The following is a 20354-nucleotide window of genomic DNA, read 5'->3' on the forward strand; positions in this document are numbered from 1 at the left end:
GAGACAGGCGAACAACACTACGTTAATGCTTGGGTTCGGTCGCCGCCGAGTAGCCGGTCCCGATCGGGACGCGCTACACCAGCGTCGACGGCCGGTTCCCGAGGTAGTCGAACACCGCCCCGAGCGTGAACCCGTACGAGAAGTGCGCGCCCAGCGTCACCACGAGGTAAAGCACCAGCGCCAGTCCGGTGTAGCCCTCGTAGAAGGCGGGCGCGAACCCGGTCCAGAGGGCGAACCCGAACGGGACTCCCTTGGTGGCGTACTTCTCGCCCGGCAGGTACGACCCGATGGACGCGAACAACAGCGGCCACATCACCATCCCGGTCAGCAAAAACAGGATGTACCCGACGGCGGTCGGACTCAGCGGCAACAGGAAGTCCAGCCCCGTGAGTTCGGTCAGCGTCCCGAAACTGCTGAGCCGGAACGCGCCGAACGAGGTCGCGATGAGCAACCCCACGGTCAGCGCGCCCGTCCCGACGAGACCGCCCACCGCGCCGATGAGCCCGTCGGTGACGATCCCGCTCAGGTGGTCGAAGTCCGGTTCGGCCGGTTCGGCCCGCTCCTCGGGCATCTCGACTGTGACGTCCCGTTCCTCCCCATCCATGTTTATTGGTACCACTCAACGAGGTAAAAACGTTCGCCACAGCGCCCGGGTAATTCTGCACAACGGATAAGTGTGTGGGCGTTGTTGACGCGTAGCATGAATTGGGGGGTCGAGCAGTTCGCCCGCGCCGTCGGCCTCGCCCAGTCCGGGGGCGGGCTCGTCCCGCGGGGCACCCGCGTCGACGTGTTCGAGCAGATCTTCTGGCTGTTTCTCGCGTTGGGGACGCTGGTGGGCGCGGTCGTCATCGGGTACATGCTGTACAACGCCTACAAGTATCGCGACGGCGACGCGCGGGCCGATCCCGACCGGTCGACGCGAGTCGGCGAACTCCCCGGGGGCGGCGACGGCGGGCGGAAGCTGTTCTACTCGTTCGGCGCGAGTACCCTCATCGTGATCTCGCTTGTGGCGTGGTCGTACGGAACGCTGTTGTACGTCGAACAGGACGTTCCCTCCGAGGCGGAGGGCATCGAGGTCGAGGTCGTCGGCTACCGCTTCGGGTGGGACTTCGTCTACCCGAACGGCCACACCGCGAACGCGCTCCGTGTCCCGCGCAACGAGACCGTTCAGTTGTCCGTGACCTCACGGGACGTGTTCCACACGTTCGGGATCCCCGAGCTACGGGTGAAGACCGACAGCATCCCCGGCCAGTACACGAGTTCGTGGTTCCGGGCCGAGGAGACCGCCACCTACCGGGCGCGGTGTTTCGAACTCTGCGGGGCCGGCCACTCGTACATGACCGCCGAGGTGATCGTGATGGAGCCCGCCGAGTACGAGGCGTGGTACGCGAACACGACCGGAGAGGCCGGTAGCGAGGCGATCGGCGCCCGGGACGAAGACCGAATCGGCGCGCCCGCGACGCCCGGCGGGCCCGCGACGGTCGCCGCCCGAGGGGTGGTCGGATGAGCGCCGAAACCGACTCCGGCGGCGATCACGGCCTGCCGGACTCCTCGACGATAACGCGGTGGCTCGTCACGACCAACCACAAGGACGTCGGCATCCTCTATACGGTCACGGCCCTGTTTTTCCTCGTGTTCGGGGGCGTGCTGGCGCTGTTGATGCGGATCCAGCTCTGGACGCCGGGCGCGGGCTTTCTCGAAGCCGTCTCGTACAATCAGGCCGTCTCGGCCCACGGGCTCATCATGGTGTTCTGGTTCCTCTCGCCGTTCGCGTTCGGGTTCGCGAACTACGTCGTCCCGCTCCAGATCGGCGCCCGAGACCTCGCGTTCCCGCGACTCAACGCGCTGTCGTACTGGCTCTATCTCTTCTCGGGGCTGTTGTTCGCGGTGTCGTTCTTCCAGGGCGCCACCTTCGCGGGCGGGTGGACGATGTACGCGCCGCTGAACGTCCCGGTCTACACCCCCGACATCGGCGCGAGCACCGCGGTGCTGGCGCTGGTGCTTTTCGTCGTCTCCGTGACGGTGTCGTCGGTCAACTTCCTCACCTCGATGCACCGGATGCGCGCCGAGGGGCTGACGCTCCGGCGGATGCCGATCTTCTCGTGGACCATCCTGCTCACGGTGTGGATGATGCTGTTCGCGTTCGCGGCGCTGCTGGCCGCCCTGCTCATCCTCTCGTCGGACCGACTGCTCGGCACCCAGTACTTCGCCGCGACGGGCGCGGGCGGGTCGCTACTGTGGGCCCACCTGTTCTGGTTCTTCGGCCACCCGGAGGTGTACATCGTCTTCTTCCCGGCGCTTGGCGTGATGGCCGAGTGCTTCCAGACGTTCACCGGCCAGCGGCTCGTCGGCCGGAAGTGGTTCATCGCGGCGATGGTGCTGGTGGCCCTCCAGAGCTTCGTCGTCTGGATGCACCACATGTTCCTGACCTCGATCAACCTCGAGATCAAGACGCTGTTCATGGCGACCACCATCGGCATCTCCTTGCCGTTCGATCTGATGGTGTTCGCGCTCATCTACACCCTCATCAAGGGTCGGATCCGGTTCACCACTCCCTTCCTGTTTTCGTTCGGCGCGCTGGTGCTTTTCATCATCGGAGGGATCACCGGCGTCTTCCTCGGGGCGGTCGTCCTCGACTACGAGTTCCGGGGGACCTACTGGGTGGTCGCACACTTCCACTACGTGATGGTGGGGGGCGTGACCGCGCTGTTTGGCGGCCTCTACTACTGGTTCCCGAAGATGACCGGGAAGATGTACGACGAGTTTCTGGGCAAACTCCACTTCGGGCTCTACTTCGTCGGGTTCAATCTGCTGTACTTCCCGATGTTCCTCTCGTGGGAGACTCCTCGCCGGGACTTCGTCTACCCCGAGGCGTTCGTCTCGTGGCACCAGCTCTCGACGGTCGGCGGATTCGTGCTCGGGATCTCGTTTCTGGTGATGTTCTACAACCTCGCGAAGAGCCTGGTCGCGGGCGAGGCGGCCGACGACAACCCGTGGGCGTTCTCGACGACCACCGAGTGGGCGCTCCCCTCCCCGCCGCCGATCGAGAACTTCCCCGGCGTCCCGACGTTCGCCAGCGGCGCGTTGGAGTTCCGATCCGCGGAAGCGGGCGACCGGTCGGCCGTCGAGATCGCCGACGGCGGCGGGGAGCCCGCGCCCGACGGCGGGCCGGCCCACGCGGCCGGGACCGACGCCGCCGACCACGAGGAGGACCACGCCAGCCCGTGGCCCCTCGCGGTCGGCGTCGCGTCGTTCGTCCTGTTGCTCGGGCTCTCTGGGCTCCAGCGCGGCGGCTTCCCGTCGGGCGTCGAGGGCGGGTTCTACGTCGCGACGACCGGGGTCGGGCTCGCGGCGCTCGGGTGGACGCTGGTCCGGCTCGCCCGCGAGCGGTTCGTCGGCCCGTCGGGGCCGTTCGGCGAGAGCTGGCCGTTCGAGGCGGTCGAGAACACCAAGCTCGGCGTCTGGATCTTCCTCGCGTCCGACGTGGTGCTGTTCGGGGCGTTCATCGGCTCGTACGTGTTCATCCGGGTCGCCCACGGCTGGACCGACTGGCACGAGCTCGTCCCCGAAGCCCACGTCGTCACGCCCGGACTGGTCAACACCTACCTGCTTCTCACCAGTAGCTTCGCGGTCGTGGTCGCGCTGGTGGCCGCCGAGCGCGAGAGCCGATGGGGGCTTGTCGGGAGCCTCGGGCTCACGTTCGGGCTCGGGGTCGCGTTCCTCGTCAACAAGGCGATGGAGTGGCAACACCTGTTCCACGTCCACGGCGAGACGTTCGCGAACGGCTGGGTGCCCAGCACGAACGTCGCCGCCTCGACGTTCTACCTGACGACCGGGCTCCACGGCCTCCACGTAATCGGCGGGCTGTGTATCGCGCTGTACCTCGTCGCCCGGGCGTGGAACGGGGCGTACCTCGACGACGAGCGCTCCATCGAGTACTTCGGGCTGTACTGGCACTTCGTCGACATCGTGTGGCTGTTCCTGTTCCCGCTGTTCTACATCCTGTGACAATGAGCAAGCTCAGACTCTACACGGCGATCTACGTGGTGCTGTTCGGGCTCGCGACCGCCCAGACGCTCGTGGAGTTCGCGGGCCTCGACTACTGGGTCGGCCTCTGGACGATCGTCGGCCTGTCGTTCCTGAAGGCCGCGATCGTCGCGGGCTACTACCAGCACCTCCGGTGGGAACCCCGGTCGATCTCGTTCGTGTTGCTGGTCGGACTGCTGGCGGCGCTCGCGCTGACGGTCGCGTCGTCGTACTCGATCACGTAGCACGCGGGGCGCTCACCCCGGCGCCTGGACCGCGGCCACCGCCATGTACGAGAACACGAAAAAGGCGTACAGCCCCACCAGCGCGCCGACCACCTTGAGGTGGTAGACGAACAGGTCGTCGGCCTCGGCCTCGCGGGCGGTTTCGTACGCCGCCCGCTCGTCGGCCGAACAGCGTTCGGGATGGGACTCGCCGAGGTGGAGCGCCCGGAGGCGCTCGCTCCGGAAGGGTCGGCCGCAGTGGGGACATCTGGCGGGCGTCTCGGCGTCGGGAACCCGGAGGTCGCGTTCGGAGACGGCCACGCTCACCACCCCACTACGAGGTCGGCGACGATCGCCGCGAGGACGAGCGTCCCGAACAGCCACGCGCTCAGGAGCGCGGCCTGGGAACTCCGGAGCCCGCGGACCCGCGCCGACTGGTAGGTCCCCCACAGCAGGTAGCCGACCAGCAACGCGCCGAACAGGCCGACGAACGCGGCCGGACCGATCGCGGCGGGCACCGACACGTCGCTGACCGACGCCACCGCGACGCCGCCACCGGCGAGCAACAGCCCGAAGAATCCGGCCGCCCACGCCGCGATCGAGTCGCCGTCGGTCGCGTCGCGCTCGTAGTCGTGGTCGTCGCCCACCTCGTACCGGGGGCGTTCGCCCGTCCGTGCCAGCCCCACCCAGACCGCGACGAGGAGGGCGCCGGTCGCGAGCGCGCTCGCGACGTATGCGGATTCGACCATCTGAGCCACTCCGTGACGCAGTCGTGTTAGATATTAACAACCATAAAGGTTGGCTCGTCGAGAGTGTGACGAACGGTATCACTGCTCAACCAATTTTAATACTCAACCCGCTGAACGGACGGGTACGTCAGTCGCCCGGCACGACCGGGCGCGAGGTGAACCCCATGAAACGTCCACGCAACCGGTTCGACGCGGTCGGCGCCCAGTCCGACAGCGTCGGCTCCGGGAGTTCTGCTCGGTGTGCGCTCGCCGGGCGGGTGGACGCCATGGGTGAGAGTATCTATCACCTCACTCGGACCGCTCCGGCCGCGTAAGGCGTCCGCCGACGCCGACGGGGTTCGCCCCTCGGCGGACGCCGGGGCCGCTCGTTTCCTGCGTGTCACCACACCCGGAAGCCGGCGGCGTGTGCCGGTCGAGGCGGTCCGAGCGACCACTTCTCCGGCGCATCTCCCGGCGAGGCGCGGCGTCTCGCGGTTCGAACCGACCAGCAGACGCTCCGCTCCCGACGCGGGCACCGACCCGCGGGGGGCACCACAGCCACCAATGACGGACTCCACAATCGACGCGACCGCCGACCTCGAACTGCACGTTCCCCGCGGCGGCGACGGTACCTTACAGGAGGGCATCGCCGCCGTCCTCGCCCGAAGCGCCGCGGTCGACCGAACCGAAGTCGTGGCCATCTCGGGCGTTAGGCCCACGCTGAACGACCTCCGGGTCGACGCCTCGGTCCGACTGCGCGTCCGCGCCGACGCCGACGAGGACGCGCGGGCCGCGGTCCGGGACGCCGTCACCGACCAGTTCGGCGTCCGCGAGGTGACCGAGATCGAACCCGCGCGCTCGGCCTGAGACGGCCGCGACCCGAACGCACAGCCGACGACCGACGCGAACGGGCGACGACCCACCGTCGCCCACTGACACCAGACCATGCGACACACCGAATCCACGCGACGCCACGCATCGACCCGACTCACCGCCGAGACCACCCGACGACTGACCGCCAGCGCCGCGGCCGTCATCGGCGCGCTGGCCGGGACGGTCGCGGGTCTGGTCGCGTTCGCCGTCGGCGCCGCCGCGGCGCTCGCCGTCGCCTCCGCTCACCCGCTGGCGGTGGTCGTCCTGACGGCCGCCGGCGTCGTCGCGCCGTTCGCGCTCGCACTCGCCGCGGTTCGGGGTGCGAGCCGAGCGCTCGTCGCGGTCGAGTAAGTCGACCCGCGGCCCGCGGGGCGAGACGACTATAGGCGCTCCGTACGCGTCCGAAGGCCCGACATAACAATAGATAGGCCGACCGGACGGTACGGTGACGCATGGACTTCCTGAACGGCATCACCGAGGGACTGGGCGGTCGCGGCGACCGCGAGGCGCCGAACGACACCGACCGTCCGGCTCCCGAATCGGCACCCGACGACCAGCCCCCGACGAGAGACCCCGAACGCGATTCGCACGCGACCGACCGCGACGACGAACACGTCTGTGACTTCTGTGGCTCGGACTTCGAGGCGAGCCGCGGACGGTGTCCCGACTGTGGCGCCGAGATAATCGTCCGCGGCGCGCGGTAGCGCCGACCGCCGACCGCGGACTACTCCGAGGGCTCGCTCGGGTCCGCGATCGCGAGCACGCGCAGGTCGTTGACGTTCGTTCCGGTCGGGCCGGTCCGGACCGCGCAGTCGGCGGCGTCCAACGCCGCGAGCGCGTCGTTGTCCGCGAGCGCGTCGCGGGCGTCGTCGGCCGAGAGCCGGTCGCCGACCGTCTCGGCGTCGACGATGCCGCCCGCCGCGTCGGTCCCCCCGTCGCGGCCGTCGGTGTCGAGGCTGGCGATCGCGACCCCCGAGGCGTCTATCGACGCGGCGGCCGACAGCGCGAACTCGAGGTTCGGCCCGCCCTCGCCGTCGCCGGTGACTGTCACCGTCGTCTCGCCGCCCGAGAGCACGACCGCGGGCGGAGCGACGGGATCGCCGGTCAGGAGGCTCTCCTCGGCGACCGCGACGTGGGTCTTTGCGGCCTCTCGGGCCTCCCCGCGAACCCGCGAGGACAAGATCAGCGGCTCGTAGCCCGCCTCCCGGGCGGTCTCGGCCGCGGCGTCGAGTGCGGTCCGCGCGCTCGCGAGGAGGTGGACCGACACGCGCTCGAAGACCGGATCGCCCACGGAAGGCGTCTCGGCGACCTCGCCGCGCGCGCCCGCGGTCAGCCGATCGCGAACGCTCGCTGGGGCGTCGAGGTCGTACCGGTCCAGCACGCCGAGCGCGTCCTCGTACGTCGAGTCGTCGGCCACGACGGGACCGCTGGCGACGACGCCGAAGTCGTCGCCGACCACGTCGCTCAGGACCAGTCCGACGACGGTCGCCGGGGCCGCCCGGGCGGCGAGCCGGCCGCCCTTCAGCGCCGAGAGGTGTTTGCGGACGGCGTTTATCTCGCCGATGGCCGCGCCGCTGTCCAGCAGGGCGTCCGTGGTCGCTCGGAGGTCGGCGAGCGAGATTCCGTCGGCGGGCGCGGGCAACAGCGCGCTCGCGCCGCCGGTGATCGGCGCCAGCACGAGGGTCTCGTCGGCGGCGCCGTCGGCGAGTTCGAGCACGCGGCGCGCGCTCTCGACGCCGCGCTCGCTCGGCACGGGGTGGTCGCCGGCGAGCGCGTCGACGCGTTCTAGGGGGTCGGCGTCGTCGGCGCCGTCGGTCACCACCGCGCCCCGGTCGATCCGGTCGCCGAGGGCGGCTTCGAGGGCCGCCGCGACGCCCCGGGCGGCCTTCCCGCCGCCGAGGACGACGAGTTCCTCGTAGTCGCCCAGATCGTAGCGCGTCCCGGCGACCGTCAGGACATCGCCGTCGATCCCGACCGCCTCGCGGACGACTCGACGGGGGTCGGCCGCCGCGATCCCGGCGTCGAGGCACTCGAGCGCGAGCGCTCGGGCGGGCGTTCCCGCGAGCGCCGCCCGGTTCCGAATCGCGGACTCGTCGGTCATACGTCCGCGTTCGACCGAGAGGCTCCTAACTTCTGGGGATCAGTTCGCGAGCGTCGTGAACCTGTTTACCCCCTCGTCGGTGCCCGCCACCACGACGTCGTCGCCGTCCCGCAGACGGAAGTCCGGGTCGAGGTCGGTGATGACCGCGCCGTCGCGCTCGACGGCGACCACCGTACACCCGGTCCGGGCGCGCACGTCGGCCCCCGCGAGGGTCTGGCCGGCGAGCGCGGGCGCGGTGGTCCGGACGACCTCGATCTGTTTGTCCATCGAGATGACCTCCTCTTCTTCGAGGATGGTCGAGGCCAGCATCCGGCCAGAGATCCGCGAGAGCGCGAGGACGTAGTCGGCGCCCGCCCGATAGATCTTCCGGACGCTCTCGGTCTCCTCGGCGCGCGCGAGGATCTCGACGTCGGCGTCGAGGTCCCGGACCACCAGCGTGGCGAAGCTGGTGAGGGTGTCGTCGGCCAGCGACAGCACGACCGTCCGAGCGTTCTCGATGCCGGCCGCCCGAAGCGTCTCGGGGTCGGTCGCGTCGCCGACCACGTCGACGCCGGGGTTGTCCTCGACGTCGACGGTGGTGTAGGGCACGTCGGCGGCGGCCAGTTCGGCGGCGACCGTCGAGCCGACCTCGCCGTAGCCGACCACGAGCACGTTGCCCCGGCGGGACGGTCGGACCGACGAGCGCGTCAGCGCCTTGAGCCGTTCGAGCCTGTCCTCTCGGCCCGCGACCAGCAGGATGGTCCCGGCGTCGATCTCGGCGTCGGGCGGCGGGGGCGTCTCGAACTCCCCGCGGACCCACGCGCCGATCACGTTCGCGCCCGCCCGCTCGCGGATCCCGCTCTCGGCGAGCGTCCGGCCCACGAGGTCGCTACCGCGCTGGACCGGGAGTTCGGCCACCTCGAAGTCCTCGCCGATCTCGACGCCGCCGTCGATCTCCGCGTTGACTCCGGTCGTCACCTTGTCGGCGAGGCTCTCGCCGAGGAGTTCGCGGGGCGACAGCACCGCGTCGACGCCGGCGAGTTCGTGGTACGCCGAGAGGTCGGGGTCCTCGACCACGCTGACCACCCGGACGTCGGCGGACGCCTCGCGGGCCGTGAGCACGATCCCGACGTCCTCCTCGTCGCTCGCGTCGGCGACCACCGCGGTCGCCTCCCCGACGCCGGCCGCCCGTAGCGTCTCGACCGATTGGGGGTCGCCGTAGATCACCTCGTAGCCCGACTCGTAGAGGTCGATCGCGCGCTCGCGGTCGGCCTCGATCACGACGTAGTCGACGCCCCACGAGCGAAACTCCTCGACGAGGGTCTCGACTCGCGGGGAGAACGTGCAGACGACGACGTGGTCTTCGAGGTCCTCGACGGCGGTCGGGACCGTTGTCGAGACGGCTTCCTCGAACAGCGGCACGACGAAGACGGGCAACGCCATGAAGATGAGCACGACGCCGGTGAGGTCCATCACCACCACGAGCGCGGTCATCTCCGGGCTCGTCCACGGCGCGTTCGAGCCGTAGCCGGTCGTCGTGAACGTCTCGACGACGACCTGAAGCGAGTGATAGAACGGCTGGGGCCGCCCCTCGAAGGCGGCCATCCCGTAGTCGTACACGACAGCGAAGCTCAGGATGATCACCACGAGCGTGGCGAGATAAGAGGCGGTTCTGCGCTGCCACGAGTTCATCGGGTTTGGGTTTTCAGTCCCCCGTTAAACGTGTTCGGGACGAGACTCGACGCCCACAGAGTTATTACCAAGTAGTATTACTAGGTAATTGATGACGCAACTACGTGCCGCCAGACGCGGAACAGTGACCGAAGCCATGGAGCGGATCGCCGAGCGCGAACGAGTGAGCCCCGAGTTCGTCCGCGAGGCGGTCGCGGACGGGCGGGCCGTGATCCCGGCCAACGTCAACCACGACCGGCTCGATCCGATGGTGATCGGCCGGGAGTTCGCCACGAAGGTCAACGCCAACATCGGCAACAGCGAGACCGACAGCGGAGTCGACGAGGAGGTAGAGAAGCTCCACACCGCGGTCCACTACGGCGCCGACACCGTGATGGACCTCTCGACCGGCGGCGACCTCGATCGCATCCGGACGGCCAACGTCGACCGGTCGCCGGTACCGATCGGCACCGTCCCGATCTACGAGGCGGTCAAGCGCGCCGAGAGCGTCGCCGACATCACCCCGGAGTTGCTCCTCGACGTGATCGAAAAGCAGGCCAAACAGGGCGTCGACTATCAGACGATCCACGCCGGCGTGCTGGCCGAACACCTCCCGCTGACCGACGGCCGCAAGACCGGCATCGTCTCGCGGGGCGGGTCGATCCTCGCGGAGTGGATGGAGGAGAACGGCGAGCAGAACCCGCTGTACGTCCACTTCGAGGACATCTGCGAGATTTTCGCGGAGTACGACGTGACGTTCTCGCTCGGCGACGGGCTCCGGCCCGGCTGTCTGGCCGACGCCAGCGACGAGGCGCAGTTCGCCGAACTGGAGACGCTGGGCGAACTCACTCGGGTCGCACAGGACCGCGGCGTGCAGGTGATGGTCGAGGGGCCGGGCCACGTCCCGATGGACCAGATCGCGGCGAACGTCGAGCGCCAACAGGAGGTCTGTGACGGCGCGCCGTTCTACGTGCTCGGGCCGCTGGTGACCGACGTCGCGCCCGGCTACGACCACATCACCAGCGCCATCGGCGCGACCGAAGCCGCCCGGGCGGGCGCGGCGATGCTCTGTTACGTCACGCCGAAAGAACATCTCGGGCTTCCGGACGCCGAGGACGTTCGGGAGGGGCTTGCCGCCTACCGCATCGCGGCCCACGCCGCCGACGTGGCGAACGACCGGCCGGGCGCACGCGACTGGGACGACGCCCTCTCGGAGGCCCGGTACGACTTCGACTGGGAGCGCCAGTTCGAGTTGGCGCTCGACCCCGAGCGCGCCCGGTCGTACCACGACCAGACGCTCCCGGGCGACAACTACAAGGAGGCCCGCTTTTGCTCGATGTGCGGCGCCGAGTTCTGCTCGATGCGCATCGATCAGGACGCCCGCGAGGCCGACGGCGAGATGAACGCGATCAGCGACGAGACCGACCTCGATGGCTCCGGGGCGGCCGAGGCGAACCGGCCGCCGACCGGCGCCCACGAGGTCGATCTGGATCTCGACGTGGAGTACCCCTCGGCCGACGACTGATCGACGGGGCGACCGCGGCGCCGACGGTCGGCCGCGATCAGACCGCTTCGACGCCCTCGACGCCGGCCTCGCCGGCCTGCAGGCACTCCTCGACCGATTCGGAGAGGAGATAGAGCTGTTTGCGCGCGTCGGGGATGTAGACGCGCTCCTCGATCACGTCGTCGTCTTTGAGTCGCTTGATCGAACTCCGGACCGTTCGCGGAGAGAGCCGCGTCCGATCGGCGATCTGTTGCTGTGTCAGCGGATCGTCGGCGTACTCCAGTACCTTGACGATGAGCTTTGCGCTGGGCGGCGCTTCGGGATCGAGACACTCAGTCATTCGTCTCCAACGTGACGCGCCACCCAATTATACGTTTGCTAACCCTGGTGAAACGAGGTTACCGCGAGGTAACCCCGTGACGGCAGTGGCGGGCGAGTTCGCGACGCCGCCGAATCGAAGGCAGTTCCGGCTTGAGAAGAACTAAGCGGGTTCGTCCCGGTTATCCGATATGTACCTTGCCGACCAGACGTGGCCCGAGTTGGGCGACTACGTCGCCGAGGAGTCGCTCGCGATCGTCCCGCTTGGCTCGACCGAACAGCACGGCCCGCACCTCCCGCTGTCGACCGACCACCGCATCGCCGAGTCGCTGGCCCGCGAGGCCGCCGACCGGACGGGCTATCTCTGCACCCCGACGGTCGACGTCGGAGTCAGCCCCCACCACAAGCAGTTCCACGGCACGATGTGGGCCGACCCGCCAGAGTTCCGCGACTACGTCGAGAGCTTCTCGCGGAACCTCGCGTACCACGGGATCGACCGCATCGTCTACGTCAACGCCCACGGCGGCAACCAGACCCACCTCCGGGAGGTGGGCCGGCGCCTCCGGCGCGAGGAGGTCGCCTACGCGATCGAGTGGATGTGGGACGAGTCGATTCCGGACCTCGTCGACGAGGTCTTCGAGACCAACGGCCCCCACGGCGGCCCGAAGGAGACCGCGATGATGATGCACATCGACCCCGACCTCGTGCGCGAGGAGAAACTGACCGACGCCCGCGACGGCGGGGCCGCCGACTGGCCCGACTCCGAGACGTACGTCCACGGCGCGCGCAACTTCTACGACTCGATCGACAACACCGACAACGGCGTGCTCGGCGACCAGACCGACGCCACTCCCGAGAAGGGCGAGCGCCTCTTCGAGGCCGCCAGCGACCAGTTGGCCCAGTTGCTGGCGTGGATCGACGACCGGCAGTTCGAGGACCTGATGGCCAAGCCCCACGTCGACCCCCAGCCCGGGAGCCGGCGGTAGCGCCGGCCTCGGCCCCAACGCATACCCTCTCCGCCGTCGATCGGGTGGGCATGAGCCACGATCCGAACCGCGACCGCGCCGGCGCCGCCGACCGACGGCGCGACGACGAGTTCGACGGGGGCGTGTACGGCGAGGCGGGAACCGCCGACGCCGACGAGAGCTGGTGGGAACGAGAGCTGGCCTCGCTGGCGCTCGTCGTCGGTCTCGTCCTCTTTCTGTTCCCCGAGCCCGCCACCTCGGCGATCGGCATCTTCCTGATGGGCGCGGGCGTCGTGGCGTGGCTGGTCGAGTGGGCGCGGTGAGCAAGACGGACGAATCGCACGCCTAGGCGGGCCACACAGCGGGGCTCCGATACCGGCCCAACGGCTCACTCGAACCAGAGGTCGCCGAAGGAGTCGAAGACGGGCGCGTCGGTGTCGACGCGCTCGTAGCGCGCCCGGCGGTCTCGGGCGACCTCCTCGACGGCGTCGGCGTGGTCGTCGAATCGTTCCCGGTAGCCGCGCTCGAACCGCTCCCCGACGTACGCACGGAGAGACTCCTCGGACTCGAGTGCCTCGAACAGCGTGTCGCCTGCGGTCGGCAGGTCGCGCTCGCCGGGCGCGACGACGCGGGCGACCACGAGCTGGTTCGACGCGAGCGCTTCCAGCCCCGCCCCGACGGCGTCGGCGTCCTCAAGGAAGTCGCTGCAGACGACTACCAAAGCCTTCGAGTCGATTGTTGCGGCGTAGTCAGTCAGCGCGGTTTCGAACGCGGCCACGCCGTCGGGATCGACCGCGTTGCACTCCTCGACCAGCCCGAGCACCTCACCGCGATTCGAGCGCCCGCGGTCGAGCCGACGAACCGCCGAGTCGAACACCGCGAACCGGAAGTCGTTGTGCTCGCGAGCGGTGAGATAGGCGAACCCGAGTCCGAGTTTGGCGGCGTACTCGAACTTGTGGGCGTCGCCGTTGCCGAAGTCCATCGACGCGCTGGCGTCGATCAGGACATGGACGGTGAAGTTGCGCTCGGCCTCGAACTGCTTGACGTAGAGCTCGTCGGTCCGGGCGTAGAGATTCCAGTCGATGAACCGGGGCTCGTCGCCGGGCTCGTACCGGCGGTAGTCCGCGAACGTCAGTCCCTCGCCGACCGCCTCGGTCGTGCGCTCGCCGGGGCGTTCGGACCGGGGCCGCCGGTCTCGTCCCGCCTCGAACCGGTCGAGTTCGGCGAGAAACTCCGGTGTGATCATCTCTCTGTGACGAGTCGCTCGATCACGTCGTCGGGAGTCGCTCCCTCGCGCTCGGCCCGGAAGTCGACCACGATCCGGTGGCGCAACACCGGCTTCGCCATCGCGGTCACGTCGGCGGCGTCGACGTGAGTCCGACCCTCCATGAGCGCCCGAGCCTTCGCCGCTCGCACCAGTGACATGCTCGCGCGCGGGCTGGCGCCGTATTCGAGATCCTCGTGAGCCCGGGTCGCTCGAACGAGGCCGACAGCCAGATCCCGAACGTCGTCCGCGATCGGGACCCTATGGGTGAGCCGCTGCATCCGGCGGAGCTCGCGGGCCGAGACCTGCTCGTCGACCGAGACCGAGGCGTCGACGTCGCCGGTGTACCGGTCGACGATCTCGCGCTCGGCGTCGGCCGACGGGTAGTCGACGACGACTTTCAGAAGAAAGCGATCCGACTGGGCCTCCGGGAGCGGGTAGGTCCCCTCCTGGTCGATCGGGTTCTGGGTCGCGAGCACGAAGAACGGCTCGGGCAGGTCGTATGTCTCGTTGCCGGCGGTCACCTGTCCCTCCTCCATAGCTTCGAGTAGAGCCGACTGGGTCTTCGGGGTCGCGCGGTTGATCTCGTCGGAGAGCACGAGGTTGGCGAACACCGGCCCCTTCTCGAAGCTGAATCGCCGGCCGGAATCAGTCTCACGGACCATCTCGGTCCCGATAACGTCCGAGGGCATCAGATCGGGGGTGTTCTGGATACGGGAGAACGAAAGGCCCGTCGCCTCCGCCAGCGTCCGGACCAGCAGGGTCTTGCCGAGCCCGGGCGTACTCTCCAACAGGGCGTTGCCGTCACAGAGCATGCAAGCGAGCACGTCGTCGACCACCCGCTCCTGACCGACGATCCGGCGTCGGACCGCCGAGCGAATCGCCTGCACGCGGTTCGTCACGTCGTCGATGGAAGGTGTTCTATCAGACATCGGTATCGTTGCCTCCGAGTTCGCGAGCGTAGCGGCGCACGAGCTCCGCCTCCTCGACGCGCTCGGGCGCGGCGTAGTCGGCGCGTACAGCGTCGACCGAGCCGGCGTCGGGATCGGCTCCAGCGTCGCGGTCGTAGTCGCGGACCGACTCGCCCTCACCGCCAGGGCTGGAACCGACGGAGGCCGTCAGGTTCTCCGACCCGGCCTCGACGTCGGTCGGCTCCCCGAGCAGTTCGTCGCCGTCACGGAGCACCGTCGACGACGGGTCGTCGACGGCCGTCCGGTCGGTCACCGAGCCGTCACCGACGCCGGTCGCGTCCGACGGCGGACCCGCGAGGTCAAGACCGACGACCGCGGTCTGGACCGACGCGAGGCTGAGCGCGAACGCGACCGCCACCGCCGCGACGATCCGGGTGCGGTCCAACAGTCTGACACTGGAAGTCTCGGTCAGGGAGTCGAGCACGTCGCCGTACAGCGCCCGTGCCATCGGATCGTCCCGGTCGTCGCCGACGGCGTCGCGGGCGGTTCGGAGCGCCGTCGCGACCTCGGGGTTGGCGGTCTCGAAGGCCTCTGCGGCGGGGCGGCGCGCCCGGATTCCGAACCCCGTGAGGGCGGTGATGAGCCCCGCGACCACCGCAAGCACCGCGCCGACGTCCGGTGCCGGAATCTGGGTCGGCTTGAACGCCGCGGTGAACACCTCAGCGTCCAGAGTCGGGAGCCCGGCGACGCCGGCGAGCAGGTGGACCCCGAGCGCGACGGTCACGGCTTCGAGGCTCGCGTGGACGAACGCGGCCTTGTACTGCTCGCGACGGACGGCCGCGAGCGCCCGTCGAACCTCGTCGGGACTCTCTTGGCTCATTGGACCTCCGAGTCGCCTTCGAGTGCCGCGATCCGCTCGCGGAGCCGTTCGATCGTCCGGTTCTTCTTGTCGAGCAGTCGCTTCCGGTCGGCCAGCGTCTCGTTTTTCCGTTCCAGCAACTCCGCCCGACGGTCGAGGGTCTCGTTGAGTTCGTCACCGAGCTCGCGGGCGCGTTCGAGCTCGGCTTCCAGTTCCGTCTTACGGGCTTCGAGCTCGTCGCGACGGGTTTCGAGTTCGGCAACCCGCTCGCGCAGCGCTTCGACCCGGTCGTTCGCGCGCCCGAGTTCTCGCTCGGTCTCGTTTAGCTCGCGGCGCGTAGCGTTGAGTTCGCGCTCGGTCTTCCGGAGCCGGTCGGAGACCGCCGCGACGTCCGAGCGTCGGGTCTGGAGCGACTCGTTGAGCGCCGCGAGCGTCTCGTTGAGCTCCTCGATCCGGCGGTCGCGGTCGGCGAGCTCCGATTCCAGTCGCTCGCCGCGGTCGGCGAGCGCCTGGTTTTGCGAGCGCAACTCCTCCACGGACTCCTGATAGTACAGCGTCGTGCCGACGAGGCCGATCCCCGACAGTCCGACGAACAGGGCCAGCGCGACGTTGATCGTGGTTCCGATCTGGCTCATGGTATCACTCCCTGACCGCGGTGGCGACGGAGCCGCCGGGCACAGACCTCGGCGACGTAGACGACCAGCGCCGCGAAGACGAACGCCCAGTCCCACGGCCGCTGGATTTCCCGGCGATGGGTCGTCTGGCGCGCGACCGCCGACGCGACGGCGGCTGGCTGGTCGGGTTGGAACGTCCGGCCGCCCGTTCGTTCGACCGCCCGTTCCAGTTCCGGAGAAACACCGAGGGCGGTGTACTCCGCGCGGTAGTCGACCGCGTACGAACTGCCGAGCACCTCCCGGAAGCCCGGCTCGGTGGGGACCGTCCGGGCCTCGTACCGTGCGTCGCCGACCGCCGAGAACGACAAACCGTCGACGGTGGGCCGGCGCTCGCCCGCGTAGACGATCGTGGTGGGCTCGCCGACTCGGGTGTCGGGCGCCGCCACGATCCCGGTCTCTTTCCGGCGGGGATCTCCGATCGCCCAGTTCACCGACTGCGAGATCAACCGCGAGTCCGGGCGAGTCAGGAGGTCCCCGAGTCCCCCATCAGCGCCGTAGGCGGTGATCGTGGCGACTCGTCCGAGGCCAAACCGCCACGTCGCGAGCGCGGGCGCGCCGGATCCGGTGGCGACCAGCAGGTCGGCGCCGGACTTGACGCCGACGTCGTTGGCACCCGGAAGCGAGGCCGCGAGGTCGATCCCGCGGGTGACGAAGTGACCGTCGTCGACGACGACCGCGCCGTCGCCGCTGTACTGGCGATCGGGGCCGCCAAACCGGACCCGGAGCCGGTCGGTCTCGTCGGCCGGAAGGTACGACCCGCCGGTCCGCTCGGCGATTCCCCGGAGCACCTCGGCGTTCAGGCTCCCGACCCCGACCGTCACGACCCGAACGTCGCGCTCGGCGAGGCGGTCGGCCGCGGCGAGCGACGACTGAGGGTCGTCCCGGCCGTCGCTGAGCAGGACCACGGTGCCGCCCCCCTCGCCCAGCGTCTCAGCCGCCCCGAGCAGACCGGCCGAGAGGTCGGTGCCGCCGCCACTTTCGAGGCGCCGGATTTTGGTCTTCAGGTCACCCCGCGAGTCGCCGAGCGCCGCGAGGTCGGCCACCCGGTAGGCGTTTTCGTTGAACCCGACTAGCCCGACCCGGTTGCGGTCCCCGAGCTGGGCGAGCACGTCGAGCGCCAGTGCCTTCTGGACGGACATCCCGGACTCGGCGCTCCCCGAGACGTCGACCGCGAGCGCGACGTTCGACTTCCGGCCGGTCGAGCCGCCGACCCGCACCGGGAGCAGCGACGAGAGCCGAGAGTTCTCGTAGCCCCCCTTCTCGAAGGCGTTCTCGCCGCCGGCGACCACCAGACCGCCGCCGTCGATGACGTGGTCCTGGAGCGCACTGACCGCCCCGAGATCGTCGGCCGCCACGTCCTGAACGACGACTGCGTAGTAGTCGTCGAGATCCTCTGGCACCGATTCAGCGCGAGTCACGTCGTACAGCTCCCGAAGCGACGATTCGAGAGCGTAGTCCCCGCGAGCAACGTAGAGCACCTCCGGCTGTTCGACCGCCCGGACGGTCCGGCGAGAGACGTCGTTGACCGCGAACGCGTCCTCCCCCGAGAGCTGGGCGGTCACCCGGTGGGGGCCGACCGACGAGAAGGTGTGCGAGACCGCGACCGTCCCGTCGTCGGGGACCGCCCGACTCGCGACCGTCGAGCCGTCGACGGTCACTGTCACCTCGACGCCGTCGGGCACCGATTCGACGCCCGCGACCCGGACGCCGAACTCGGTTTCGACCCCGACGCTCGCCTTCGCGGGTCCCGAAACCGAGATTCTGGCGTCGCTCCGGGCGGACGAGAGCGAGACCCGGTTGACAGTCGCGTTCAGTGACCGGGCGAGGTCGGCCGCCCGGCCGATCGACGCGCCGCCGGTCACCTGCCCGTCCGAGACAACGAGGACGCTTCCGTTCGATCGGAGGTTGGCGAGCAGTCCGTCGCCGAGCCGCGATCGGTTCCCGGCGCCGACCGCCACCCGCTCGACAGCGACGCCTTCCGCTTCGATACCGGCCGCGAGGTCGTCGGCGACCGACTCGTAGACCTCCATGCTGATCGACTCGTCCTCGATCAGCGTGACCCGCGGGTCGCTTGGCGTGCGCGCGGTCGTGACCGCCACCGGTCCGGCGGCGGCGACCACGAGGCACGCGACGACCGCGAACCGGGTCGCAAACAGGACGGCGCGAGCGCGCCGGCCGGCGTCGCCGTCTCGCCGGTGAAAGATCAGGATCCAGAGGGCGGCCACCGCGATCGGCAGCCCCGCCAGGACGGCGGGACGGGCAAACGAGACCGATGCGTCGGTTCCTGGAAGCATCACAGATCACCTCGATAGCGTAGGAACGCGAGCTCGGCGAGCGCCGCCAGCGCGGCGATTCCGGCCGCGACCGGCGTGAGTTCGAGCGGTACGGTCCGGGACTCGGTTTCCGTACCCGCGCCCGGCGAGCCGCCCGAAACCGGCGGCGCACTCACATTCGACTCCGCGCGGCTCGCCAGCGATGCGGCGTAGCGCTCCCCGCCGGCCGCGTAGACGCCGACCCGCCGGAGCGTGACCGACTCGGCCTCGATCGTTCCGGTGGGCGTCCCGACGGTCGTCACCGATTCGAACTGGAGCCTGTCGCCGGTTTCGCGGTTCAGGTCGGCGAGGGGCCGTCGGCCGGTGAGATCGAAGAGCGCGCGCTTCCAGAACACCGGATACCGGTAGTTGTGCGCGAACGCCGAGCCGTTTGCGGGATAGCCGTAGTAGAGCACCCGTCCGCCGTCGATACTCGCGGTTGCGAGCAGCGGCGTACCGTTAGCCGTCCGGAGGAGCGCCCGCCCGGCCCGGAGGTCGGCCGTCACGTACGATTCGGGGGCAGGGAACGTCACGCCCTCGGTGAGGCGACTCTCGGCGGCCCGACCGACCGCGGGGTCGGTCGCGGTTCCATTCGGTTCGATCGGGAGCAGATCGCCGTAACCGACGGCCGAGAGGTTCGGCTGAGCCTGTATTACGACGCCGCCGCCCCGCGAGAGCGTCTCGCGAGCGACCCGGAGCGTGCCGTCGAGGAGCCGGCCCGGTTCGACCACGCTGAACACCACCGCGTCGTACTCGCCCGACACCGATGCCGGCGGGCGCGTGACCGTCACGTCGGTGCCACGGATCACCGAGAGCGCGGCCACCAGCGGACGGCGCTCGCGGTTGGTCACGACCAGTACGTCGATCTCGGGATCGTCTGGCGCCGCGATCGGAACCGAGTCGTCGAGCGCGAAGTCGTCACTCGGCGCGAGCCGGAGTCGTCCGCCGCCCACCGGAACCGGGAGCGCGATCTCGGCCGCGTCACCGGGCGCGAGGGTCAGCGAGCGCGAGGCGTCGCCGAGTTCGATGCGGCGCTCGGTCCGCGAGTCGCCGAAGTTCCGGATTCGCACCGACATCGCCCCGTCGGCAAACGACCGGTCGACGACACCGACGTTGGTCGACCCGCCGCCGTCGAACTGGCGGAGGTCGACCGAGTAACCCCGAGCGCGGGCCGCCGACACCGCGGTCCGCCAGCCCGCGTCGGCGAAGTCGCTCACGACCACGATGCGGGCGTCCTCGCCCGCGACCGCGACCGCGCGTTCGATCGCTTCCGAGAGGTCGCCGGGCGCGCCCGTGACGGCGAGGTCGCCAAGCGCTTCTCGAGCCGCTGTGGCGGGCGCCCGCCGGACGGTGATCTCGGTCGCGGCCCCCGAGAGGACTACTGAGGTCTCCGCCGAGACGTCGTCTCTCGCGGCGTCGACCGCCCGGTCGAATCTGGTCGCGCCCTCGGACTGGGTCGCCATGCTCGCGCTCCGGTCGACGACGAGGACGGTCTCTTCGACGGTCCGTTGCTCCGAGACCGGGACGTACGGCGCCGCGAGCGTCACCGCGAGCGCGCCGATCGCGAACAGTTGAATGACTAGCACCGCGTTGCGACGGAAGCGGCGGAACGCCGGCCGCGACCGCCGCTCCTCGCGGTCGCCCAGCAGGAATTCGACGGCGGGAAACGCGACTCTGGTGGGGTCGGGCTTGCGGAGATACAAGAGCAAGAGGGGAACAGCGGCGGCCAGCGCGGCGAGGCCAAGCGGCCGCAAGAACGCCGACGAGAGCATGCCGCCGAGGCTCATCGCGCCAGGATCCCCTCCGAACTGGCGTCGATCGAGGGCGTGAGATCGGGATGGCCGGACGGTCTGGAGGGCGTGTGAGACATCTTTGAGGCGGTCGCCCGCAGCGGAGGAACGGCGGGGACCGTTCATCACGCCGTTGCGCCGAGTACCCCAAATAT

General features: G+C 69.7%; 22 protein-coding genes. 10 read left to right on the top strand and 12 right to left on the bottom strand.

From position 1 onward, the window contains the following. Positions 1-73: 73 nt before the first annotated feature. Positions 74-604 carry a DUF6789 family protein gene (locus tag EPY72_RS12005; RefSeq protein ID WP_135806577.1) on the bottom strand — a complete coding sequence of 177 codons (531 nt, stop codon included), beginning with the start codon at positions 602-604 and terminating at the stop codon, positions 74-76. Between the two features lie 96 nt (positions 605-700). On the opposite strand from EPY72_RS12005, the gene coxB reads away from it, so the two are divergent. Genes coxB through EPY72_RS12020 form a run of 3 tightly spaced genes read left to right on the top strand, consistent with a single transcriptional unit; the run spans position 701 to position 4271 of the window. Further along, positions 701-1507 carry a cytochrome c oxidase subunit II gene (coxB, locus tag EPY72_RS12010; RefSeq protein ID WP_134671502.1) on the top strand — a complete coding sequence of 269 codons (807 nt, stop codon included), beginning with the start codon at positions 701-703 and terminating at the stop codon, positions 1505-1507. Beyond that, a complete protein-coding gene (locus EPY72_RS12015) occupies positions 1504-4008 on the top strand; it encodes a cbb3-type cytochrome c oxidase subunit I (protein WP_135806578.1) in 2505 nt (834 codons plus the stop codon). Before coxB ends, EPY72_RS12015 begins: the two co-directional genes overlap by 4 nt. 2 nt (positions 4009-4010) lie before the next feature. Next, complete coding sequence (locus EPY72_RS12020) at positions 4011-4271, top strand: cytochrome C oxidase subunit IV family protein (RefSeq protein ID WP_134671500.1); 261 nt, start codon at positions 4011-4013, stop codon at positions 4269-4271. 12 nt (positions 4272-4283) lie between these two features. Here EPY72_RS12020 and EPY72_RS12025 read toward each other — a convergent pair whose 3' ends face one another. Together EPY72_RS12025 and EPY72_RS12030 are read right to left on the bottom strand one after the other, a co-directional pair. Then, complete coding sequence (locus tag EPY72_RS12025) at positions 4284-4577, bottom strand: DUF7410 domain-containing protein (protein ID WP_245154558.1); 294 nt, start codon at positions 4575-4577, stop codon at positions 4284-4286. Then, entirely contained in the window at positions 4574-4999 is a 426-nt protein-coding gene (locus EPY72_RS12030) for a hypothetical protein (RefSeq protein ID WP_135806579.1), read from the bottom strand. The genes EPY72_RS12025 and EPY72_RS12030 overlap by 4 nt, the downstream gene beginning before the upstream one ends. Before the next feature lie 164 nt (positions 5000-5163). On the opposite strand from EPY72_RS12030, the gene EPY72_RS19460 reads away from it, so the two are divergent. From EPY72_RS19460 to EPY72_RS12045, 4 genes are all read left to right on the top strand, one after another. After that, a complete protein-coding gene (locus EPY72_RS19460; RefSeq protein WP_168216031.1) occupies positions 5164-5313 on the top strand; it encodes a hypothetical protein in 150 nt (49 codons plus the stop codon). A gap of 229 nt (positions 5314-5542) precedes the next feature. Beyond that, positions 5543-5845 carry a hypothetical protein gene (locus tag EPY72_RS12035; protein WP_135806580.1) on the top strand — a complete coding sequence of 101 codons (303 nt, stop codon included), beginning with the start codon at positions 5543-5545 and terminating at the stop codon, positions 5843-5845. A 78-nt stretch (positions 5846-5923) separates the two neighbouring features. Beyond that, a complete protein-coding gene (locus EPY72_RS12040; protein ID WP_135806581.1) occupies positions 5924-6202 on the top strand; it encodes a hypothetical protein in 279 nt (92 codons plus the stop codon). A gap of 101 nt (positions 6203-6303) precedes the next feature. Then, positions 6304-6555 (top strand): hypothetical protein, encoded by a 252-nt coding sequence (locus EPY72_RS12045; RefSeq protein WP_135806582.1) that lies wholly within the window; start codon positions 6304-6306, stop codon positions 6553-6555. A gap of 20 nt (positions 6556-6575) precedes the next feature. On the opposite strand, the gene EPY72_RS12050 is transcribed toward EPY72_RS12045, so the two are convergent. Then, on the bottom strand, positions 6576-7952 hold the full coding sequence (locus EPY72_RS12050) for a glycerate kinase type-2 family protein (protein WP_135806583.1): 1377 nt from the start codon (positions 7950-7952) through the stop codon (positions 6576-6578). A 39-nt stretch (positions 7953-7991) separates the two neighbouring features. Beyond that, positions 7992-9623: a potassium channel family protein gene (locus EPY72_RS12055; RefSeq protein WP_135806584.1), complete on the bottom strand. Its 1632-nt coding sequence runs from the start codon at positions 9621-9623 to the stop codon at positions 7992-7994. Positions 9624-9714: 91 nt separating this feature from the next. On the opposite strand from EPY72_RS12055, the gene thiC reads away from it, so the two are divergent. Beyond that, positions 9715-11127, top strand: coding sequence for a phosphomethylpyrimidine synthase ThiC (gene thiC, locus EPY72_RS12060; protein WP_134671492.1), 1413 nt, complete (start codon positions 9715-9717; stop codon positions 11125-11127). A 37-nt stretch (positions 11128-11164) separates the two neighbouring features. Here the strand turns inward: thiC and EPY72_RS12065 are convergent, their stop codons facing one another. Beyond that, the gene (locus EPY72_RS12065; RefSeq protein ID WP_134671491.1) at positions 11165-11446 is read right to left on the bottom strand and encodes a winged helix-turn-helix domain-containing protein; all 282 of its coding nucleotides are present in this window, start codon (positions 11444-11446) and stop codon (positions 11165-11167) included. A 169-nt stretch (positions 11447-11615) separates the two neighbouring features. Here EPY72_RS12065 and EPY72_RS12070 point away from each other — a divergent pair, with 169 nt between their 5' ends. Beyond that, positions 11616-12410, top strand: a complete 795-nt coding sequence (locus tag EPY72_RS12070) for a creatininase family protein (RefSeq protein ID WP_135806585.1) — start codon at positions 11616-11618, stop codon at positions 12408-12410. A 50-nt stretch (positions 12411-12460) separates the two neighbouring features. After that, positions 12461-12712, top strand: a complete 252-nt coding sequence (locus tag EPY72_RS12075; protein WP_135806586.1) for a hypothetical protein — start codon at positions 12461-12463, stop codon at positions 12710-12712. 65 nt (positions 12713-12777) lie between these two features. On the opposite strand, the gene EPY72_RS12080 is transcribed toward EPY72_RS12075, so the two are convergent. The 6 genes from EPY72_RS12080 to EPY72_RS12105 are packed head-to-tail and all read right to left on the bottom strand — an operon-like array spanning position 12778 to position 20196. Beyond that, positions 12778-13635 carry a DUF58 domain-containing protein gene (locus EPY72_RS12080; RefSeq protein WP_135806587.1) on the bottom strand — a complete coding sequence of 286 codons (858 nt, stop codon included), beginning with the start codon at positions 13633-13635 and terminating at the stop codon, positions 12778-12780. Continuing rightward, complete coding sequence (locus EPY72_RS12085) at positions 13632-14585, bottom strand: AAA family ATPase (RefSeq protein WP_135806588.1); 954 nt, start codon at positions 14583-14585, stop codon at positions 13632-13634. Before EPY72_RS12085 ends, EPY72_RS12080 begins: the two co-directional genes overlap by 4 nt. After that, on the bottom strand, positions 14578-15444 hold the full coding sequence (locus EPY72_RS12090) for a DUF7502 family protein (protein WP_135806589.1): 867 nt from the start codon (positions 15442-15444) through the stop codon (positions 14578-14580). Before EPY72_RS12090 ends, EPY72_RS12085 begins: the two co-directional genes overlap by 8 nt. After that, entirely contained in the window at positions 15441-16058 is a 618-nt protein-coding gene (locus EPY72_RS12095) for a hypothetical protein (RefSeq protein WP_135806590.1), read from the bottom strand. The genes EPY72_RS12090 and EPY72_RS12095 overlap by 4 nt, the downstream gene beginning before the upstream one ends. Further along, the gene (locus EPY72_RS12100; RefSeq protein ID WP_135806591.1) at positions 16055-18391 is read right to left on the bottom strand and encodes a VWA domain-containing protein; all 2337 of its coding nucleotides are present in this window, start codon (positions 18389-18391) and stop codon (positions 16055-16057) included. The genes EPY72_RS12095 and EPY72_RS12100 overlap by 4 nt, the downstream gene beginning before the upstream one ends. Next, positions 18391-20196: a vWA domain-containing protein gene (locus tag EPY72_RS12105; protein WP_168216032.1), complete on the bottom strand. Its 1806-nt coding sequence runs from the start codon at positions 20194-20196 to the stop codon at positions 18391-18393. Before EPY72_RS12105 ends, EPY72_RS12100 begins: the two co-directional genes overlap by 1 nt. Between the last annotated feature and the right edge of the window lie 158 nt (positions 20197-20354).

This window comes from Halorussus marinus, from assembly GCF_004765795.1.
GTDB classification, from domain to species: Archaea; Halobacteriota; Halobacteria; order Halobacteriales; family Haladaptataceae; genus Halorussus; species Halorussus marinus.